General features: G+C 73.7%; 13 protein-coding genes and 1 tRNA gene. 9 read left to right on the forward strand and 5 right to left on the reverse strand.

Annotated elements, in window-relative coordinates; translation table 11 throughout:
* Nucleotides 1-51: 51 nt before the first annotated feature.
* Nucleotides 52-123 (reverse strand) — tRNA-Cys (locus ACFYNO_RS34550).
* Between the two features lie 214 nt (nt 124-337).
* On the opposite strand from ACFYNO_RS34550, the gene ACFYNO_RS34555 reads away from it, so the two are divergent.
* Nucleotides 338-1,780 carry an MFS transporter gene (locus ACFYNO_RS34555; RefSeq protein ID WP_388021488.1) on the forward strand — a complete coding sequence of 481 codons (1,443 nt, stop codon included), beginning with the start codon at nt 338-340 and terminating at the stop codon, nt 1,778-1,780.
* A 7-nt stretch (nt 1,781-1,787) separates the two neighbouring features.
* Here the strand turns inward: ACFYNO_RS34555 and ACFYNO_RS34560 are convergent, their stop codons facing one another.
* Nucleotides 1,788-2,333, reverse strand: a complete 546-nt coding sequence (locus tag ACFYNO_RS34560; RefSeq protein ID WP_388021489.1) for a hypothetical protein — start codon at nt 2,331-2,333, stop codon at nt 1,788-1,790.
* A gap of 183 nt (nt 2,334-2,516) precedes the next feature.
* Nucleotides 2,517-3,788 carry a hypothetical protein gene (locus ACFYNO_RS34565; RefSeq protein ID WP_388021490.1) on the reverse strand — a complete coding sequence of 424 codons (1,272 nt, stop codon included), beginning with the start codon at nt 3,786-3,788 and terminating at the stop codon, nt 2,517-2,519.
* A 259-nt stretch (nt 3,789-4,047) separates the two neighbouring features.
* Here ACFYNO_RS34565 and ACFYNO_RS34570 point away from each other — a divergent pair, with 259 nt between their 5' ends.
* The 4 genes from ACFYNO_RS34570 to ACFYNO_RS34585 are packed head-to-tail and all read left to right on the forward strand — an operon-like array spanning nt 4,048 to nt 11,178.
* Nucleotides 4,048-6,648 (forward strand): phosphatidylglycerol lysyltransferase domain-containing protein, encoded by a 2,601-nt coding sequence (locus tag ACFYNO_RS34570; RefSeq protein ID WP_388021534.1) that lies wholly within the window; start codon nt 4,048-4,050, stop codon nt 6,646-6,648.
* 41 nt (nt 6,649-6,689) lie between these two features.
* Nucleotides 6,690-7,328: a class F sortase gene (locus ACFYNO_RS34575; RefSeq protein ID WP_388021491.1), complete on the forward strand. Its 639-nt coding sequence runs from the start codon at nt 6,690-6,692 to the stop codon at nt 7,326-7,328.
* Nucleotides 7,325-8,638, forward strand: a complete 1,314-nt coding sequence (locus ACFYNO_RS34580) for an alpha/beta hydrolase (RefSeq protein ID WP_388021492.1) — start codon at nt 7,325-7,327, stop codon at nt 8,636-8,638. The genes ACFYNO_RS34575 and ACFYNO_RS34580 overlap by 4 nt, the downstream gene beginning before the upstream one ends.
* A complete protein-coding gene (locus tag ACFYNO_RS34585; RefSeq protein WP_388021493.1) occupies nt 8,635-11,178 on the forward strand; it encodes a bifunctional lysylphosphatidylglycerol flippase/synthetase MprF in 2,544 nt (847 codons plus the stop codon). The genes ACFYNO_RS34580 and ACFYNO_RS34585 overlap by 4 nt, the downstream gene beginning before the upstream one ends.
* 7 nt (nt 11,179-11,185) lie before the next feature.
* Here ACFYNO_RS34585 and ACFYNO_RS34590 read toward each other — a convergent pair whose 3' ends face one another.
* On the reverse strand, nt 11,186-11,617 hold the full coding sequence (locus ACFYNO_RS34590; protein ID WP_388021494.1) for an SsgA family sporulation/cell division regulator: 432 nt from the start codon (nt 11,615-11,617) through the stop codon (nt 11,186-11,188).
* Nucleotides 11,618-11,890: 273 nt separating this feature from the next.
* Here ACFYNO_RS34590 and ACFYNO_RS34595 point away from each other — a divergent pair, with 273 nt between their 5' ends.
* The 3 genes from ACFYNO_RS34595 to ACFYNO_RS34605 all read left to right on the forward strand — a co-directional run bounded on the left by ACFYNO_RS34595 (nt 11,891) and on the right by ACFYNO_RS34605 (nt 15,609).
* Nucleotides 11,891-13,717, forward strand: coding sequence for a DEAD/DEAH box helicase (locus tag ACFYNO_RS34595; protein WP_388021535.1), 1,827 nt, complete (start codon nt 11,891-11,893; stop codon nt 13,715-13,717).
* A 403-nt stretch (nt 13,718-14,120) separates the two neighbouring features.
* Nucleotides 14,121-14,771: an IclR family transcriptional regulator gene (locus ACFYNO_RS34600; protein WP_388021495.1), complete on the forward strand. Its 651-nt coding sequence runs from the start codon at nt 14,121-14,123 to the stop codon at nt 14,769-14,771.
* Nucleotides 14,772-14,796: 25 nt separating this feature from the next.
* A complete protein-coding gene (locus tag ACFYNO_RS34605) occupies nt 14,797-15,609 on the forward strand; it encodes a S16 family serine protease (protein ID WP_388021496.1) in 813 nt (270 codons plus the stop codon).
* An 18-nt stretch (nt 15,610-15,627) separates the two neighbouring features.
* Here ACFYNO_RS34605 and ACFYNO_RS34610 read toward each other — a convergent pair whose 3' ends face one another.
* The gene (locus ACFYNO_RS34610) at nt 15,628-16,146 is read right to left on the reverse strand and encodes an Lrp/AsnC family transcriptional regulator (RefSeq protein ID WP_388021497.1); all 519 of its coding nucleotides are present in this window, start codon (nt 16,144-16,146) and stop codon (nt 15,628-15,630) included.
* Between the two features lie 226 nt (nt 16,147-16,372).
* Between ACFYNO_RS34610 and hppD the strand changes: the two genes are divergently transcribed.
* Entirely contained in the window at nt 16,373-17,521 is a 1,149-nt protein-coding gene (gene hppD, locus ACFYNO_RS34615) for a 4-hydroxyphenylpyruvate dioxygenase (RefSeq protein WP_388021498.1), read from the forward strand.
* The last annotated feature ends 38 nt before the right edge of the window (nt 17,522-17,559 follow it).

Here is a 17,559-nt window from a genome sequence, read left to right on the forward strand (position 1 = left end):
GAATGCCGGAATTCCGGTCGGCGGGCTGCCGGCCGGAATTCACGGAAAGGGAGGCCATGACGGGATTCGAACCCGTGTGCACCGCTTTGCAGGCGGTTCCCTGAGCCACTCGGGCACATGGCCGTGCGAGCTGGTCAGGCAGTGCGACAACAGGAGGGAGCGGTGCGCTGCATGGCGGCGGGCTCCTCTCCGGTCGGTGTGTTGCGGGTGAATTCCGCGGTGCTTTCGAGAATTACTCTAAACCGTCGCGGGTGGGGGGCGTCAATGCCCGAATGTGACATGCGTATGAAGTCCTAGGACCAAAGGTCAGGGGTCAACTCGGTCAACGCCGCTTACCATGGCAGCCATGACCGCTTCCGACACCGCGCTGCCGACCGCCCTCGCCCCAGCCGACGAGGGCGGGGTGCTGAGCGCCGGCTACCGGGCGCTCACCCTCGGGATCGTGTCGGTGGTGCTGCTGCTCGCCTTCGAGGCGACGGCCGTCAACACCGCGATGCCGGTGGCGGCCCGTCAGCTGCACGGGGTCGCGCTCTACGCCTTCGCCTTCTCCGGCTACTTCACCAGCACCCTGTTCGCCATGGTGCTCTCCGGCGAGTGGTGCGACCGGCGCGGGCCGGTGCTGCCGCTGTTCGGCGGGATAGGGATCTTCGCGGCCGGGCTGGTGGTGGCGGGCACCGCGGCCAACATGTGGCTCTTCGTCGGCGGCCGGGCGATCCAGGGCCTGGGCGGTGGCCTGGTGATCGTCGCGCTCTACGTGGTGGTCGGGCGGGCCTTCCCGGAGCGGCTGCGGCCGGCCGTCTTCGCGGCCTTCTCCGCTGCCTGGGTGCTGCCCTCGATCCTCGGCCCGGTGGTGGCCGGCGCGGTCACCCAGCACCTGGGCTGGCGCTGGGTCTTCCTGGCCGTGCCGGTGCTGGTGGTGCTGCCGCTGGCGGTGATGGGCCCGGCGTTGCGCCGGGCCGAGCGGGACCAGCCGCCGCCCGCGGGCGGGGCGCTGGACCGGCGGCGGATCGGGCTGGCCGCGATGGCGGCGCTCGGCGCCGGGCTGCTGCAGTACGCCGGGGACCGGCGGGACGCCTGGGCGCTGCTGCCCGCGGCGGCCGGGGCGGCGCTGCTCGTGCCGGCCGTGCTGCGGCTGCTGCCGCCCGGCACGCTGCGGGTGGCGCGCGGGCTGCCGACGGTGATCCTGCTGCGCGGGGTGGCCTCCGGGGCGTTCTTCGCCGCCGAGGCGTTCATCCCGCTGATGATGGTGACCCAGCGGCACCTGTCGCCGACCATGGCCGGGTTGACGCTGACCAGCGGCGGCCTGTCCTGGGCGCTCGGCTCCTGGCTGCAGGGCCGGCCCGGCGCCGACCGGTACCGGGAGCCGCTGATCCGGGTGGGCTTCCTGCTCACCGCGGCGGCCATCGCCGGCGCCGCGCTGGTGCTGCTGCCCGGGATGCCCACCTGGACGGCGGCGGTGGCCTGGGGCTTCGGCGGGATCGGGATGGGCCTGATGATCGCCAGCATCAGCGTGCTGATGATGAAGCTCTCGCCGCCCGCCGAGGCCGGCGCCAACTCGGCCTCGCTGCAGCTCTGCGACGCGCTGGGCACGGTGCTGCTGGTGGCGCTGGCGGGGGTGCTCTTCGCGGGCTTCGGCGGCGGCGCGGTGGCGGCGGCCGACGCGGGCACCGGGAGCGTGGCGCGCGGGGCCTACGCGGCGATCTTCGTGGTGATGGCCGGGGTGGCGCTGCTCGGCGCCGCGCTGGCCGGCCGGGTGCGGCCGGCGCGGGCCGACACCTGAGTCCTGCTCAGGTGTCGCGGCGGCGCCGGTGGTGCACCACCGCGGCGGCCGCGGTGCCCAGCAGGGTGACGCCGGCCAGCGTCTCCGGCAGGTTGGGGCCGACCGAGCCGCCGAGGCCCGCGTGGCTCGGGCCGCTCGGGCCGCTCGGGGCGCTCGGGCCGCCGGGCTGCTCGTGCTCCGGCTTGCCGCCCGCGTCGCCGTGCACCGTGAAGGTGGTGGTCACCTCGCTCTTGGTGACGGTGGTGCACTTGACGGTCACGTCGTAGACGCCGGGGCGGGCGTGCTCGGGCACTGTGGCCACCGCGCCGACCAGGCCGCGCAGCGAGCCGAGCCGGACCTGCGGGATGTCCTCGTCCTGGGCGTGCTCGCGGGAGCGGAAGACGGCGGTGCCGCCCGCGCTGTCGCAGTTGCCGCCGTCCAGGACGGTGAACTGGCTGCCCGGGGTGACCGGGTCCGGCTCGATGATGACCGGGTTGGCGGCGGCGGGGCCGGCCGCGGCCAGGCCGGCGGCCAGGACGAGCAGTCCGGTGGCGGCGAAGTGGCGAGCACGCATGGTGGTTCTCCTGGGACGCGGGTCGCGGGGTCGTCCCGCGGGGGTAGTAGGCGGAACCGGGTCCTGAGACCAGGGGTACGGTCCCGGGCGGGGCGGCGCATCCGCAGATCCGCCGCCGGGCCCCGCTCAAACCCCCCGCTACCTGGGGTGATGCCCGATCACCCGGGGTGGCGCCGAATGGGGTCAGCCGGCGGCGCCGAGGTAGGCCGACCAGCCGGCCGCCGGGGCCTCGCCGACGCCCAGCGCCTGCAGCTTGCGCAGCACGCCGGGGTCCTGGACCTCCAGCCACTGGACCAGCTGGCGGAACGAGACCAGCCGGACCTCGGGCTTCTCGGCGATGGTCCGCAGCACCTCCTCGACGGCGTTCATGTAGATGCCGCCGTTCCACTGCTCGAAGTGGTTGCCGATGTACATCGGCGCGCGGTTGCCGTTGTAGGCGCGCTCGAAGCCGGCCAGGTAGGCGTCCCGGGCCTGCTTCTGCCAGGCGTCCTGGAAGACCGCGTTGCCCTTGGTGTTGTCGCCGGACTGGTTGTACATGATGTTGTAGTCCATCGAGAGCACCTGGAAGGAGTGCCCGGGGAACGGGATGGACTGCAGCGGCATGTCCCAGAGCGCGCCGCCCTGGATCTTCTGCGGCCAGACCTGCAGTCCGCCGGGCCCGCTGGAGTCGTACTTCCAGCCGCGCGCGGCCGCGGTCGGCAGCAGGCCGCGCTGGCCCTCCAGGCAGGGGGTGCGGCTGCCGATCAGCTCCTTGCGGTAGTCGAAGGGCAGCGCGGGCAGGTCGGTGAAGCCGGTGTTGGTGCGCCAGTTCATCACGAAGTCCATGGCCTGCTGGATCTCGCTGTCCCAGTCCTCCGGCGACCAGCGGCCGCCGCCGGTGGCGCCGCAGAAGTGGCCGTTGAAGTGGGTGCCGATCTCATGGCCGTCCAGCCAGGCGGCGCCCACCTGGGTGAGCGTGTCGTGGATGTGCTGGTCGGCCAGGTAGCCGATGTCGGAGGCGCCGGGCTTGTGCTGCGGCGGCCGGTAGGTCTCCTTCTTGGACTCCGGCAGCAGGTAGATGCCGGAGAGGAAGAAGGTCATCGAGGCGTTGTGCTCGTTGGCCAGGGTGCGGAACCGGGAGAAGAGCTTGTTGTCCAGCTCGCCGGCCCCGTCCCAGGAGAAGACCACGAACTGCGGCGGCCGCTGGCCCAGCTCCAGCGGCTCCGGCACCGGCTGGTGCGGCTGCGGGCCGGTGTCGGAGGTGGAGCCGTCGCCGATCATGGTGGCCGGCGGCTTGGCCGGGGTGCTCGGCGCGGCGGGGGAGGCGGAGCCGGAGCCCGCTCCGGCCGGGACCGGGGCGGCGCCCGCCGCTTCGCCCCGCGATCCGGCGGTGGCGGGACGGGCGCAGCCGGCGGCCACCGTGGCGGCGGTGGCCGCACCGGCGGCGAGTAGGGAACGGCGGGACAGGGCGTCCATGGTCTCTCCAAGTCGAGGGCGCGAGTATCGGTCGCGGTGCGGCCCAACGGCCCTGCGGCACCCGGTTGCTGGCTCTCCGTCCGCTGATCGGCCGTTATGGGCTGATTTGTCCACAGGATGTCACGCTCCGGGCCGTGACGGTGGACCAGGAGCGGGTCGACCGCCCGTTAGGACCAGCCGAACGGCGTGTCGACGCGTCCGGCGGATCGAACGATCATTCAGATTGGACGGAAAGCAGCGGGAGGAGCAGAAGGTCGCCATGTGGCAGTCGGTACTGGACGCCTATCACTCCAGGGTCGTCGAGCCGGGCCGGCAGCCGCTCTTCCTGCTGCTGCTCGGGCTGGTCGTCGCCTTCCTCTTCATCCGGCTCAGCACCCGGCTGATCCGCCGCGGTACGCCCTGGTGGCCCGGCAACGTCTCCCCGGGCGGCCTGCACATCCACCACGTGGTCTTCGGCCAGGCGCTGATGCTGGTCACCGGCGTCGGCGGGTTCACCGTGCACGGGCTGACCAGCCACACCCGGGAGCTGCTGGCGCTCGGCTTCGGCGTCGGCTGCGGCCTGGTGCTGGACGAGTTCGCCCTGGTGCTGCACCTGGAGGACGTCTACTGGAAGGAGCAGGGCCGCAAGTCGGTGGACGCGGTGATCCTGGCGGTGGCGCTGATCGGCCTGCTGCTGCTCGGCCAGCTGCCGCTCGGCGGCTTCTCCGGGCGGCCCTCGGCCGGTCAGCTGGCGGTGGCCGGGGTGCTGCTGGTGCTGGTGGTGATCAGCCTGCTCAAGGGCAAGCTCTGGACCGGCCTGATCGGCCTGATGATCCCGCTGCTCGCGGTGGTCGGCGCGATCCGGCTGGCCCGGCCCGGCAGCCCCTGGGCCCGCTGGCGCTACCGCAGCCGCCCGCGCCGGATGGCCCGCGCCGAGCGCCGCGAGGCCCGGGTGCACCGCCGGCTGATGACCGCCAAGACGGCCGCCTACAACCTGCTGGCCGGCGCCCCCGACCTCCTGCCCGGCAGCGCCGCCGCCGAGGCGCCCGCCACACCCGCCACACCCGCCGCGGCGCCCGAGCCGGTGCCGGTGGTGCTGCCGCGCTGGCGGCAGCGGTGCGCCGGCTACGCCGAGTGGTACCTGCGGATCGCCGCCGCGCTCAACCTGCTGGCCGGGGTGGTCGCACCGTTCCGGGACCGGGTGCACCGGGCCAACTCCGGCGACTACTTCACCCCCGTGCTGGTCACCGCCGGCTTCACCGCCGCGCTCTTCGCCGCCCTGCTCGCCGTGATGCTGCGCCGGCGCAAGCGGGCTGCCTGGATCGTCGCCACCACCGTGGTGGCGGCCTACGCGGTGCTCTTCGCGCTGGCCCTGCTGCTGCTCCCGGAGGACCGCGAGCACCCCTTCAACTGGGTCTCGGCCGCCCTGACCGCGAGCGTGCTGGTCGCGCTGCTGATCGGCCGGCCCGCCTACCGGGTGCGCGGCGCGCGCGGGAACGTGCTGCTCGGGCTGGGTACCGCGGCCGTCGGCGGGGCGCTGGTGATCGGCCTGGGCGCGGTGCTGATCCGGGCCGGCAACGCGGCGCCGGTGCCGGACTGGGACGACAGCGTGCGGTACGCCGCGATCCGGCTCTTCACCACCTCCGGCTTCGGCGAGCTGGTGCCCGCGGTGACCGTCTCCCGCTGGGCCGACCTGGCGATCAACGTGCTCGGCGCGGCGCTCTTCCTGATCGTGCTGCGGGTCTTCTTCCGCTCCCCGCACGGCAGGGTCCGGCTGCAGCCGGAGGACGAGCTGCGGCTGCGGGAGCTGCTGGACCGGCACGGCGCCCGGGACTCGCTGGGCTACTTCGCGCTGCGCCGGGACAAGTCGGTCTGCTGGTCGCCGTCCGGCAAGTCCGCCGTGCTCTACCGGGTGGTCAACGGGGTGGCGCTGGCCTCCGGCGACCCGATCGGCGACCCGGAGGCCTGGCCCGGCGCGATCGAGCGCTGGCGCGAGCTGGCCCGGGCCAACGCCTGGGTGCCGGCCGTCACCGGCGCCGGCGAGCAGGCCGGCATCGCCTACCGGCGGGCCGGGCTGCGGGCGCTGGAGTTCGGCGACGAGGCGATCGTCGAGGTGGCCGACTTCAGCCTGGAGGGCCGCTCGATGCGGACCCTGCGGCAGGCCCACAACCGGGTCCGCAAGGCCGGCTACCGGGCGGTGGTCCGCCGGCACCGGGACATCCCGGCGCAGGAGCTGGCCGAACTGGTGCACCTGGCCGACGCCTGGCGGCACGGCCGCACCGAGCGCGGCTTCACCATGGCGCTGGGCCGGCTCGGCGACCCGTCCGACGGGGACTGCGTGCTGGCCGAGTGCCGGGACGAGAACGACCGCACCTGCGCGCTGCTCAGCTTCGTGCCCTGGGGCGCGCACGGGCTCTCGCTGGACCTGATGCGCCGGGACCGGGAGTCGGAGAACGGGCTGGTGGAGTTCCTGGTCACCGAGCTGCTGCTGGCGGCCGGACAGGGCCGGCTGCCGGTCACCCGGGTCTCGCTCAACTTCGCGATGTTCCGCTACGTCTTCGAGGCCGGCGGCAGGCTCGGCGCCGGGCCGGTGCTGCGGCTCTCCCGCTCGGTGCTGCGGTTCCTCTCCCGGTGGTGGCAGCTGGAGTCGCTGTACCGTGCGAACGCCAAGTACCAGCCGGTCTGGGAGCCCCGGTTCGTCCTGTACGAGAAGTCCTCCGAGCTGCCGGTGATCGCGATCGCCAACGGCCTCGCCGAGGGCTTCCTGGTACGGCCGCGGCTGCCCCGGGTGCGGGCCGTCGGAAGGGCCGCGGACGATCACCCGGGCGGCGGCGCAACCGATGCGCCCGACCGGGCGTCCGGATTGGCTGGACAAGGGTGATTTCTCCGACGATCTCACCGACGACGAGGAGAGGTGCAGGGGTGGGTGCGCGCAGGAGTCCCTGGACGGGGGCGGCGCTGCTGGGAGCGGCGGTGGTGCTCGGAGCCTGGCTGGTGCAGGACGGCAGCCGGGGCGGGCAGCCGCCCGCACCCTCCCCGGCCGAGGCGCTGGGAGCCGGCGGGCCGCGGCCGGCCGCGCTGAGCGGAACCCCGATGGGGGCCTCGGCGCCGGTGCGGATCAGCATCCCGGCGATCGGCGTGGACGCGCCGGTCACCGGCGTCGGCCTGGACGGCGAGGGCCACCTGGCCACCCCGTCGGAGCAGGACCGCAACCTGGCCGGCTGGTACCGCGGCGGCGTGACGCCCGGTCAGAAGGGCACCGCGCTGCTGGCCGGCCACGTGGACACCGCCGAGGGCCCGGCGGTCTTCTACGGGCTCGGCGCGCTGCACCGCGGCGACCGGATCGACGTGGCCCGGGCCGACCGCAGCACCGCCTGGTTCATGGTCGACGCGATCGAGGTCTACCCGCGCACCGCCTTCCCGGACAAGCAGGTCTACGGCCAGGCGCCGGACCCGCAGCTGCGGCTGATCACCTGCGGCGGCGACTACCGCAAGGACACCGGCTACCAGGGCAACGTGGTGGTCTACGCACACCTCACGGGCCACCGGAGGCCCGCGTGAAACTCGCGATATCCGGACCCCTCGACTGGTCCCTCACCTCCGGCGCGCTGGCCTGGATCCTGCTGGTGCTCGGCTGCGGCGCGCTGCTGGGCCTGGCCGTCTCGGCCAGCGACCACTGGTGGAGCCGCCGGTTCCCGACCGCCGTGGTGCTGGCCGCCGCGCTCACCGCGCTGCTGGTGCTGGTGGTGGAGGACTGGTGGCGGCCGTTCCCCGACCCGCTGCCCCGGGAGGTGGAGGTGTGGACCGGCATCGCGCTGCTCGGCCCGCTGCTGGCCGTCTTCCGGATGTCCGCGCTGCGCTGGCGCGGCCGGTTCGCCGCCGCGGGGGCCGCGCTGCTGGTGCTGGCGATGGGCGCCAACCAGGTCAACCGCTACTACCAGCAGTACCCGACGGTGCGGGTGCTGCTGGCGCCCTGGCTGGAGCACACCCCCAAGCTGGCCGCCGGACAGGCCGCGCACACCGTGGCCGCGCCCGCCGGACGCCCGCTGGAGAGCGTCTGGCGGCCGCCGGCCGGCCTGCCCGCCAAGGGCACCGTCTCCACCGCGGCGATCCCCGGCACCAAGTCCGGCTACAGCGGCCGGGACGCCTACGTCTACCTGCCGCCCGCCTACCAGGCCGACCCGCGCCCGCTGCTGCCGGTGCTGGTGCTGCTCGCCGGGCAGCCCGGCAGCCCGTCCGACTGGGTGAACTCCGGCGACCTGGCCGCCACCATGGACGCCTTCGCCGCCAAGCACCACGGGCTGGCCCCGATCGTGGTCAGCGCCGACCCGACCGGCTCCACCTTCGGCAACACCCTGTGCATGGACTCCAGGATCACCAAGGCCCAGACCTACCTGGCCGAGGACGTGCCGGACTGGATCCACGCCCACCTGCAGACCGCCACCGGCCGCACCGCGACCATGATCGGCGGGATCTCCTACGGCGGCACCTGTGCCGTCCAGCTCGCCGTCAACGCGCCGCAGGTCTACGGCGCCTTCCTGGACGTCTCCGGGCAGGACGAGCCCACCCTGGGCAGCCACCAGGAGACCGTGGACAAGGCCTTCGGCGGCGACGAGGCGGCCTTCGACGCCGTCGACCCGCTGCACGTGATGGCCCGCCAGCGGTTCCCGCACACCAGCGCCTCCTTCGTCTACGGAGCCGGCGACGGCACCTACGGGCCGCAGACGAAGAAGGTGCACGAGGCGGCGGCCGCCGCGGGCATGGCCACCGTGATCGGCAGCGTGCCCGGCGGCCACGACTGGGGCGTCTTCAAGGCCGCTCTGGCCGGCCAGGTGGACTGGATCGGCAAGACCACCGGGCTGACCGGGTGAGCGCGGAACCCGGCGCCCCGGCGCCGCCGCTCGCCCCGGCTCCGCCCGGCCGGCTGCAGCGGGTGCTGCGGGCCGGCGCGCTGCCGCTGCGGGCCGTGCGCGGGCTGCGCGAGGCGCCGCCGGCGGTCGCCCTGGTGGCGGCGCTCTGGCTGGTCGGCGGGCTCACCGGCAGCCTCGGCCACGGGCCGCCGGCCCCGCTGCTGGCGCACGTCGGGGTGGGCGTGCCCAGCCTGGCGGCCGGCTACTGGTGGACGCCGGTCAGCTCCCTGCTCTGGTGCTCCGGCATCGCCGCCTACCTGGGCAACACGGCGCTGGCGCTGCTGGTGCTGCCGATGGCCGCGCGCCGGCTGGGCACCGCCCGGGCGGCGGCCCTGCTGCTGATCGGCCAGGCGGCCGGCACCCTGCTCGGCACCGGGCTGGTCCGGCTCGGCGCGGCGGTCGGCGAGACCTGGACCCAGGGGCTGGTCGACCAGCTCGCGGTGGGCCCGAGCAGCGGCCTGTGCGCGCTGGCCGCCGCGCTCGGCTGGCGGCTCACCGTGCTCTGGCGGCGCCGGCTGCAGCTGCTGGTGGTGCTGGTGCCGCTGGTGATGATGCTCTACATCGGCCACCTGCAGAGCGTGCAGCGGATGGCCGGGGTGCTGGTCGGGCTGGCCGCGGGCGTGCTGGCCGCCCGCCGGGCCGGGGTGCTGCACCCGCCGCGCCGGGCCTCGCACGCCGAGGCCCGGGTGCTGGTCGCGCTCTGCGTGGTCGGCTCGGCGCTCGGCCCGCTGGTCGCCTCGCTCTACAGCGCGGCGGCCGGACCGTTCAACACCTTCGGCGACCTCTACTTCTCCCGGCCGCCGAGCGCCGAGGACATCGACTACGCCTGCTCGGTCTCGGTCGCGGACTGCGCCCACCTCAGGGCCCAGGCGCACTTCTTCCACTCGCCCGGGCTGCTGATGGCGGCGCTGGTCCCGGTGCTGCTGGTGGTGCTCGCCGAGGGGCTGCGGCGCGGGCTGCGGCTGGCCTGGTGGACGACAGCGGCGGTGCAGCTGCTCTGGATCGGGCTGCTCAGCTGGCTGCTCAGCGCGCTGCTGGACCAGGCCGGCGAGCTCGGCGGCAGCCAGGTGGTCTGGCAGGTGGTCGGCGAGGCGCTGCTGCTGCCCGTGCTGCTGCTGGTGCTGCTGCTGGTCACCCGCCGGCGGTTCGGGCTGCGGCTGCGCCGGCCGGACCTGCGGCGGCTGGCCGCGGTGATCGGCGGCACGCTGCTGGCGGCCTGCGCCGCCTACGTCGGGATCGGCTGGCTGGTCCGCGACCAGTACCAGCCGGACGCCACCCTGGCCGGGCTGCTCAAGGGGCTGCCCGCGCAGTTCCTGCCGCCCGCCTACAGCGACCTGCTGCCGACCGCGCCGGTGCCGGTCGGCGGCACCTCGCAGGCGCTGGACGCCTACTGCGGGCTGCTCTTCTGGGCGGTCACGCTGGTCGTGCTGCTGATCGCCTTCCGCCGCCCCTCGGTGCACCAGGACGCGGCCGCCGGGCAGCGGGCCCGGGAGCTGCTGACCCGCTCCGGCGGCTCCACGCTCTCCTTCCTGAGCACCTGGGACGGCAACCACTACTGGTTCGACGAGCGCGGCGAGGCCGCCGTCGCCTACCGGGTGATCGCCACCGTGGCGCTCACCACCGGCGACCCGTTCGGCGAGCCCGCCGCCCGGGAGCGGGCGGTGGCCGGCTTCGGGCGGTACTGCGACGCCCGGGGCTGGACGCCGTGCTTCTACAGCGCCACCGAGCAGACCGAGCGGATCGCCGGCGCACTCGGCTGGCGCTCGCTGCAGGTCGCCGAGGACACCGTGGTGCCGCTGCCCGAGCTGGCCTTCACCGGCAAGAAGTGGCAGGACATCAGGACCGCGCTGAACAAGGCCGGCAAACAGGGCGTCACCGCCGAGTGGTGGACCTGGCAGAGCGCCCCGATCGGGCTGCGCGACCAGATCCGGTCGATCTCCGAGGAGTGGGTGGCCGACAAGGGGCTGCCCGAGATGGGCTTCACCCTCGGCGGGCTGGACGAGCTGGCCGACCCGGCGGTGCGGCTGCTGGTGGCCGTGGACGCGGACCGCACCGTGCACGGGCTGACCAGCTGGATGCCGGTCTACCGGGACGGTGCGGCGGTCGGCTGGACGCTGGACTTCATGCGGCGGCGGGCCGACCCGCAGGCGCTGCGGGGCGTGATGGAGTTCCTGATCGCCTCCGCGGCGCTCGGCTTCAAGGAGGAGGGCGCCGAGTTCCTCAGCCTCTCCGGCGCCCCGCTGGCCCGGGCCGACCGGGGCGGCGGGGCGACCGCGCTGCAGCGGACGCTCGACTGGATCGGGCGGACCCTGGAGCCGGTCTACGGGTTCCGCTCGCTGCTGGCCTTCAAGGCGAAGTTCCAGCCCGAGTACCGGCCGATGTACATGGTCTACCCCGACCCGGCGGCGCTGCCGGCGATCACCCGGGCGATCGGCAAGGCCTACCTGCCGCACCTGACCCCGGGCCAGGGCGTGCGGCTGATGCGCCGGCTCTCCTCCTGACCGGCCGTCAGCCCAGCAGCTCGGCCAGCGCCCGGTCCGGGTCCAGCAGGCCGAGCTCCCGCCCGGCCGGCACCGCCCGGTAGCTCTCGGCCAGGAACCGGCGCAGCGCCCCCGCCTCGAACCGCAGCAGCGCCACCCCCTCGGGGGTGCGCAGCTCCACCATGGTCTGCGGCCCGCGGCAGGGCCGCACGTGCACGTCGCCCACCCCGCTGGGCAGCTCCAGGCCGCTCGCCAGCAGCTCCCGGCCGAACACCCAGACCACCTCGGCCTCCGGTTGCGGCGCCCGCCGCTCGTCCAGCGAGTACTCGGCGGGGAACACCATGGTCACGGCCAGCGGGTCGGCCGCCCGGTACCGCAGCACCACGGTCAGACCGGTGCTGCACTGGCTGCTCAGGATCAGACGGGCCGGCAGGACGTGCTCGACGACGGCGCTGCGCATGGGGACTCCTCAGGGGGGCGGTGGGGCGCGTGCACCCGGTGAGAGTGCGGAGGCGGCAGCTGATTACCGTGGCGAACGGGTGATCCGGATCACGGTGTGCGAGCCCTCCGGAGGACCCGTGCGGCCTTCGTGTCGAGGGCCGGCGTTCACCGCGGGCCGGTAGGCTAGGCGGGTTGTCCGATCGCCCGCCGACTGCGGGGTGGGGCCGCGTCACCGCCCTGACCTGCGACGATCCCTCATCCGGAGACCGTGAGTACTGCCGCCTCTTCCGACATGTCGCCGCTCTTCTCCGATGCCGCCGAGCCGCACCACGCGGCCCGGGCGGCCGGGACCTCGGCCGCCTCGCACCTGTCGCCGGCCTTCCCCGGGCGCGCGCCCTGGGGCACCGCGGGCAAGCTGCGGGCCTGGCAGCAGGGGGCGCTGGACACGTACATCGAGAAGCAGCCCCGGGACTTCATGGCGGTCGCCACCCCGGGCGCAGGCAAGACCACCTTCGCGCTCACCCTGGCCTCGTACCTGCTGCACAACCACCTGGTGCAGCAGATCACCGTGGTCGCGCCGACCGAGCACCTGAAGAAGCAGTGGGCCGAGGCCGCCGCCCGGATAGGGATCCGGCTGGACCCGGCCTACTCCTCGGGACCGCTGAGCAAGGACTACCACGGCATCGTGGTCACCTACGCGGGCGTCGGGGTCAACCCGATGCTGCACCGCAATCGCACGGAGTCCCGCAAGACGCTGGTGATCATGGACGAGATCCACCACGCGGGCGACTCCAAGTCCTGGGGCGAGGCCTGCTTCGAGGCCTTCGAACCGGCCACCCGGCGGCTGGCGCTGACCGGCACGCCGTTCCGCTCGGACACCAACCCGATCCCGTTCGTCCAGTACGAGCAGGACACCGACGGCCTGCGCAAGTCGGTCGCCGACTACACCTACGGCTACGGGCACGCGCTCTCGGACCACGTGGTCCGCCCGGTGATCTTCCTCTCCTACAGCGGCAACATGCGCTGGCGGACCAAGTCCGGAGACGAGCTGGAGGCCCGGCTCGGCGAGCCGATGACCAAGGACCTGATCGCCCAGGCCTGGCGGACCGCGCTCTCCCCGCAGGGCGAGTGGATCCCCAACGTGCTGCGGGCCGCCGACAAGCGGCTGACCGAGGTGCGCAAGGCGATCCCCGACGCCGGCGCGCTGGTGATCGCCTCCGACCAGAACGCGGCCCGGGCCTACGCCAAGATGATCCGTGAGATCACCGGCCACGGGGCCACCCTGGTGCTCTCCGACGAGGCCGAGGCGTCGAAGAAGATCTCCGACTTCGCGGCGAGCGACGACCGCTGGATGGTCGCGGTCCGGATGGTCTCCGAGGGCGTGGACGTGCCCCGGCTGGCCGTCGGCGTCTACGCCACCTCGATCTCCACCCCGCTCTTCTTCGCCCAGGCGGTCGGCCGCTTCGTGCGGGCCCGCAAGCGCGGCGAGACCGCCTCGGTCTTCCTGCCCTCGGTGCCGATGCTGCTCGGCTTCGCCAACGAGATGGAGCTGCAGCGCGACCACGTGCTGGACCGGCCGAAGAAGGAGGGCGAGGGGCTCTTCGACGAGGAGGACCGGCTGCTCGCCGAGGCCGAACGGGCCAACGACGGCCCGGACGGCGCCGGCGGCGAGGAGTTCTCCTACGAGGCGCTGGGCTCCGACGCGGTCTTCGACCGGGTGCTCTACAACGCCATGGAGTTCGGGATGCAGGCGCACCCGGGCTCCGAGGAGGAAGAGGAGTACCTGGGCATCCCCGGCCTGCTGGAGCCCGACCAGGTGCACCTGCTGCTGCAGAAGCGCCAGAGCCGGCAGATCCAGCGCTCCCGGACCAAGCCGGCCGAGGAGGCCGACCTGCTGGAGCTGCCCGCCGAGCAGCGCCCGGTGGTGACCCACCAGGAGCTGCGCGAGCTGCGCAAGGAGCTGAACAGCCTGGTGGCCGCCTGGCACCACCGGACCAGCCAGCCGCACGGCACCATCCACAACGAGCTGCGCCGCCAGTGCGGCGGACCGCTCACCGCGCAGGCCACCGCGAACCAGCTGAAGGCGCGGATCGCCAAGGTCAAGGAATGGGCCCGCTGACCCCTGCGGAGCCCTTTCCGGCCGCCCCGAACTGACCCGGCGTGCGGGCGATCACCGCCCGCCGGGTGAGTTCCCGGAAAACTCCCAGGTGTCCGTTACCCGGAGCACCGCGGGAGTCGGGGTGCCCGTTCCCCCCGCGAAATGCAGATGATTGCCCGGATTGGTCCGAATCCAAAATATCGATCTTGACCGAATTTTGGACAAGCACTTCCGTCACGGCCAATCACTTACTACTTTCTCCCCACGCTCTTCTCGCAGGCACGACCTACGGCTGGAGGGCGCACAGCCGTGCGTGCCGATGACGACGCAGCCGGCCTGCCGCGTCCACACCCCTGCGCGCGACGCCCCCTCGCCGGTCCGGTCCCGTACCGGGCGGCTCCCGGTGCGGAAAGGAATGCGTGTCGTGACCGCCGAGACCTCCCAGACCCTCGACCGCGGAGTGCGGGTACTCAAACTGCTGGCCGACTCCGAGCGCGGCCTGACCGTGACCGAGCTGGCCGCCCGACTGGCCGTCAACCGCACGGTCGTCTACCGCCTGCTGGCCACCCTGGAGCAGCACGGGCTGGTCCGCCGCGACATCGGCGGCCGGGCCCGGGTCGGCCTGGGCGTACTGCGGCTGGCCCACCGGGTGCACCCGCTGCTGCGCGAGGCCGCGCTGCCCGCGCTGCGCAGCCTGGCCGAGGACCTCGGCGCCACCGCCCACCTGACCCTGGTGGACGGCACCGAGGCGCTGGCCGTGGCCGTCGTGGAACCCAGCTGGACCGACTTCCACGTGGCCTACCGGACCGGCCTGCGGCACCCGCTGGACGAGAGCGCGGCCGGCCGGGCGATCCTGGAGGCCCGCAAGTTCCCCGGGCAGCGCCGACCGGACCAGGCCTTCGTGATCACCCGCGCGGAGGAGCAGTCCGGGGCCAGCGGCGCCGCGGCGGCCCTGGTCGGGCTGAGCGGCATCGAGGGCAGCGTCGGCGTGGTGATGCTCAACGGACTGGTGCCCGAGCGGGTCGGGCCGCGGGTGGTGGAGGCGGCGACCGAGGTGGCGGACGCCCTGCGCTGAGCCGGGGTGTGTTTGGATTCCCCTTGTGCCTGCTGACCCGACTGCACCCGCCGCCCGTTCCCTTGCCGACCGGCTGACCCCGCGCCGCCGCGCGCTGGGGCTCTGCGGCGCGGTGCTGGCCGCCCTGGTGCTGGTGGCCGCGTTCGCCCCGCTGCCGTTCACCAAGACCTGGCCCGGCTCCACCGCCGACGCGCTCGGCAGCTACCAGGGCGCCCAGGTGCTGACCATCACCGGCGCCCCGGTGCGCGGCACCACGGGCTCGCTGCGGGTGACCACCATCCTGGCCACCGGGCCGAAGGACTCGATCAGCCTCTACCAGGCGCTCTCCGCCTGGGCGGACCCGAAGGTGGCCGTGCTGCCCCGGGACAGCGTCTACCCGCAGGGCACCATCACCCAGGCCCAGCACGAGATGACGCAGGCCCAGGACAGCGCCACCACCGTGGCCCTGGACTACCTGCACCTCTCCTCGGACCAGGTGAAGGTGACGGTGGACCTGGGCGACATCGGCGGCCCCAGCGGCGGCCAGATGCTCAGCCTGGCGATCATCGACAAGCTGGCCGGCGACGGGCAGGGCGGCGACCTGACCGGCGGGCGCAACATCGCGGGCACCGGCACCATCGACGACAGCGGCACGATCGGCGCGGTCGGCGGCGTCGCGCTGAAGACCCAGGCGGCGGCCCGGGACGGCGCCACCGTCTTCCTGGTGCCGCGCGGCGAGTGCGCCGACGCCAAGGTCAACACGCCCGCGCAGCTGCGGCTGATCCCGGTGACCACGCTGAACGACTCGCTGGCGGCGCTGCGGGCGCTGAACTCCGGCGGGGCCGTCCCCAGCTGCTGAGCCGCCCCACCGCGCCGCTCAGCCGCCGAGCCCCGGCGGCGCCTCCGGCTGCCCCTCCTGGGCGGCCTGCTCGACCAGCGGCAGCACCCGGTAGCGGACCGGGTTCTCCAGCGCGATCGCGGTGGCCGCCCGGACGATCCCGTCGAAGCCGACCACCCGGTCGATCACCCGCTGCAGGTCCGCGTTGGACCGGGCGACGATCCGGCAGAGCATGTCGCCCTGCCCGGTGATGGTGTGCAGCTCCAGCACCTCGGGCACCGAGGCCAGGTGGGCCCGGACGTCGGCGCCCTGGCCCTGGGAGATCTCCAGGGTGGCGAAGGCCGTCACCGGGTAGCCCAGCGCCGCCGGGTCGATGTCGGGCCCGAAGCCGGAGATCACCCCGCGGGCCATCAGCCGGTCCAGCCGGGCCTGCACGGTGCCGCGGGCCACCTGCAGCCGGCGCGAGCACTCCAGCACCCCGATCCGCGGCTCGGCGGCGAGCAATTCGAGCAGACGGGCGTCCAACGGGTCGATCCGGGACGAAACCGGCGGATGCATCCTGTGCCTCCTGGACTGGTCAACCTGTACAGGCTTCGGAAGCATTCTCCGACCACGGTGCACAGCTTGACCAGCATCGTGCGGGACGGTTGCGCAACGGGGTGAGCGGCGTCACGCTCCACCCACGACCCCGTGGCGACGACCCCACACGCTGCCACGGGGCGCTACCGGCGCTCCCACACCCCCGGGTTCGCCGCAGGTCCCGGAGCCTTACAGGGAGGCCGTCATGACCGACACCGCCGCGCAGTCCGTCCCCGCCCACGCGGGCCAGGCAGACCCCTTCCCGGTGAAGGGGATGGACGCCGTCGAGTTCGCCGTGGGCAACGCCAAGCAGGCGGCCCACTACTACTCCACCGCCTTCGGGATGCGCTGCACCGCCTACCGCGGCCCGGAGACCGGCAGCCGGGAGACCGCGAGCTACGTGCTGGAGTCCGGCGGCGCCCGGTTCGTCCTCACCTCCGTCGTCAAGGCCGCCACCGAGCGCGGCGCCTTCCTGGAGCAGCACGTCGCCAAGCACGGCGACGGCGTGGTCGACCTGGCCATCGAGGTGCCGGACGTGCACGCCGCCTACGCCTACGCCCTGGCACACGGCGCCACCGGCCTGGTCGAGCCGCACGAGGAGAGCGACGAGCACGGCACCGTGGTGCTGGCCGCCATCGCCACCTACGGCGAGACCCGGCACACCCTGGTGGACCGCTCCGGCTACGCCGGCGCCTACCTGCCCGGCTACACCGCCCGCGGCCCGATCACCGCCCCGCCGGCCCAGCGCAACTTCCAGGCCATCGACCACTGCGTGGGCAACGTCGAGCTGGGCAAGATGGACACCTGGGTGGGCTTCTACAACCGGGTGATGGGCTTCACCAACATGAAGGAGTTCGTCGGCGACGACATCGCCACCGAGTACTCGGCGCTGATGTCCAAGGTGGTCGCGGACGGCACCCGCAAGGTGAAGTTCCCGCTCAACGAGCCGGCCATCGCCAAGAAGAAGTCGCAGATCGACGAGTACCTGGAGTTCTACGGCGGCCCCGGCGTGCAGCACATCGCGCTCGCCACCAACGACATCGTCCGCACGGTCCGCCAGATGCGCGAGGCCGGCGTGGAGTTCCTGGACACCCCGGACAGCTACTACGACACCCTCGGCGAGTGGGTCGGCGAGACCCGGGTGCCGCTGGAGGAGCTGCGCGAGCTGAAGATCCTGGCCGACCGCGACGAGGACGGCTACCTGCTGCAGATCTTCACCAAGCCGGTGCAGGACAAGCCGACCGTCTTCTTCGAGATGATCGAGCGGCACGGCTCGATGGGCTTCGGCAAGGGCAACTTCAAGGCGCTCTTCGAGGCGATCGAGCGCGAGCAGGAGAAGCGCGGCAACCTCTGACCGCCGCCTGACGGACAGCTGGCCCCGGACCGGTGCGG

The organism is Kitasatospora sp. NPDC006697 (genome assembly GCF_042869935.1).
In the GTDB taxonomy this organism is placed as follows: Bacteria; Actinomycetota; Actinomycetes; order Streptomycetales; family Streptomycetaceae; genus Kitasatospora.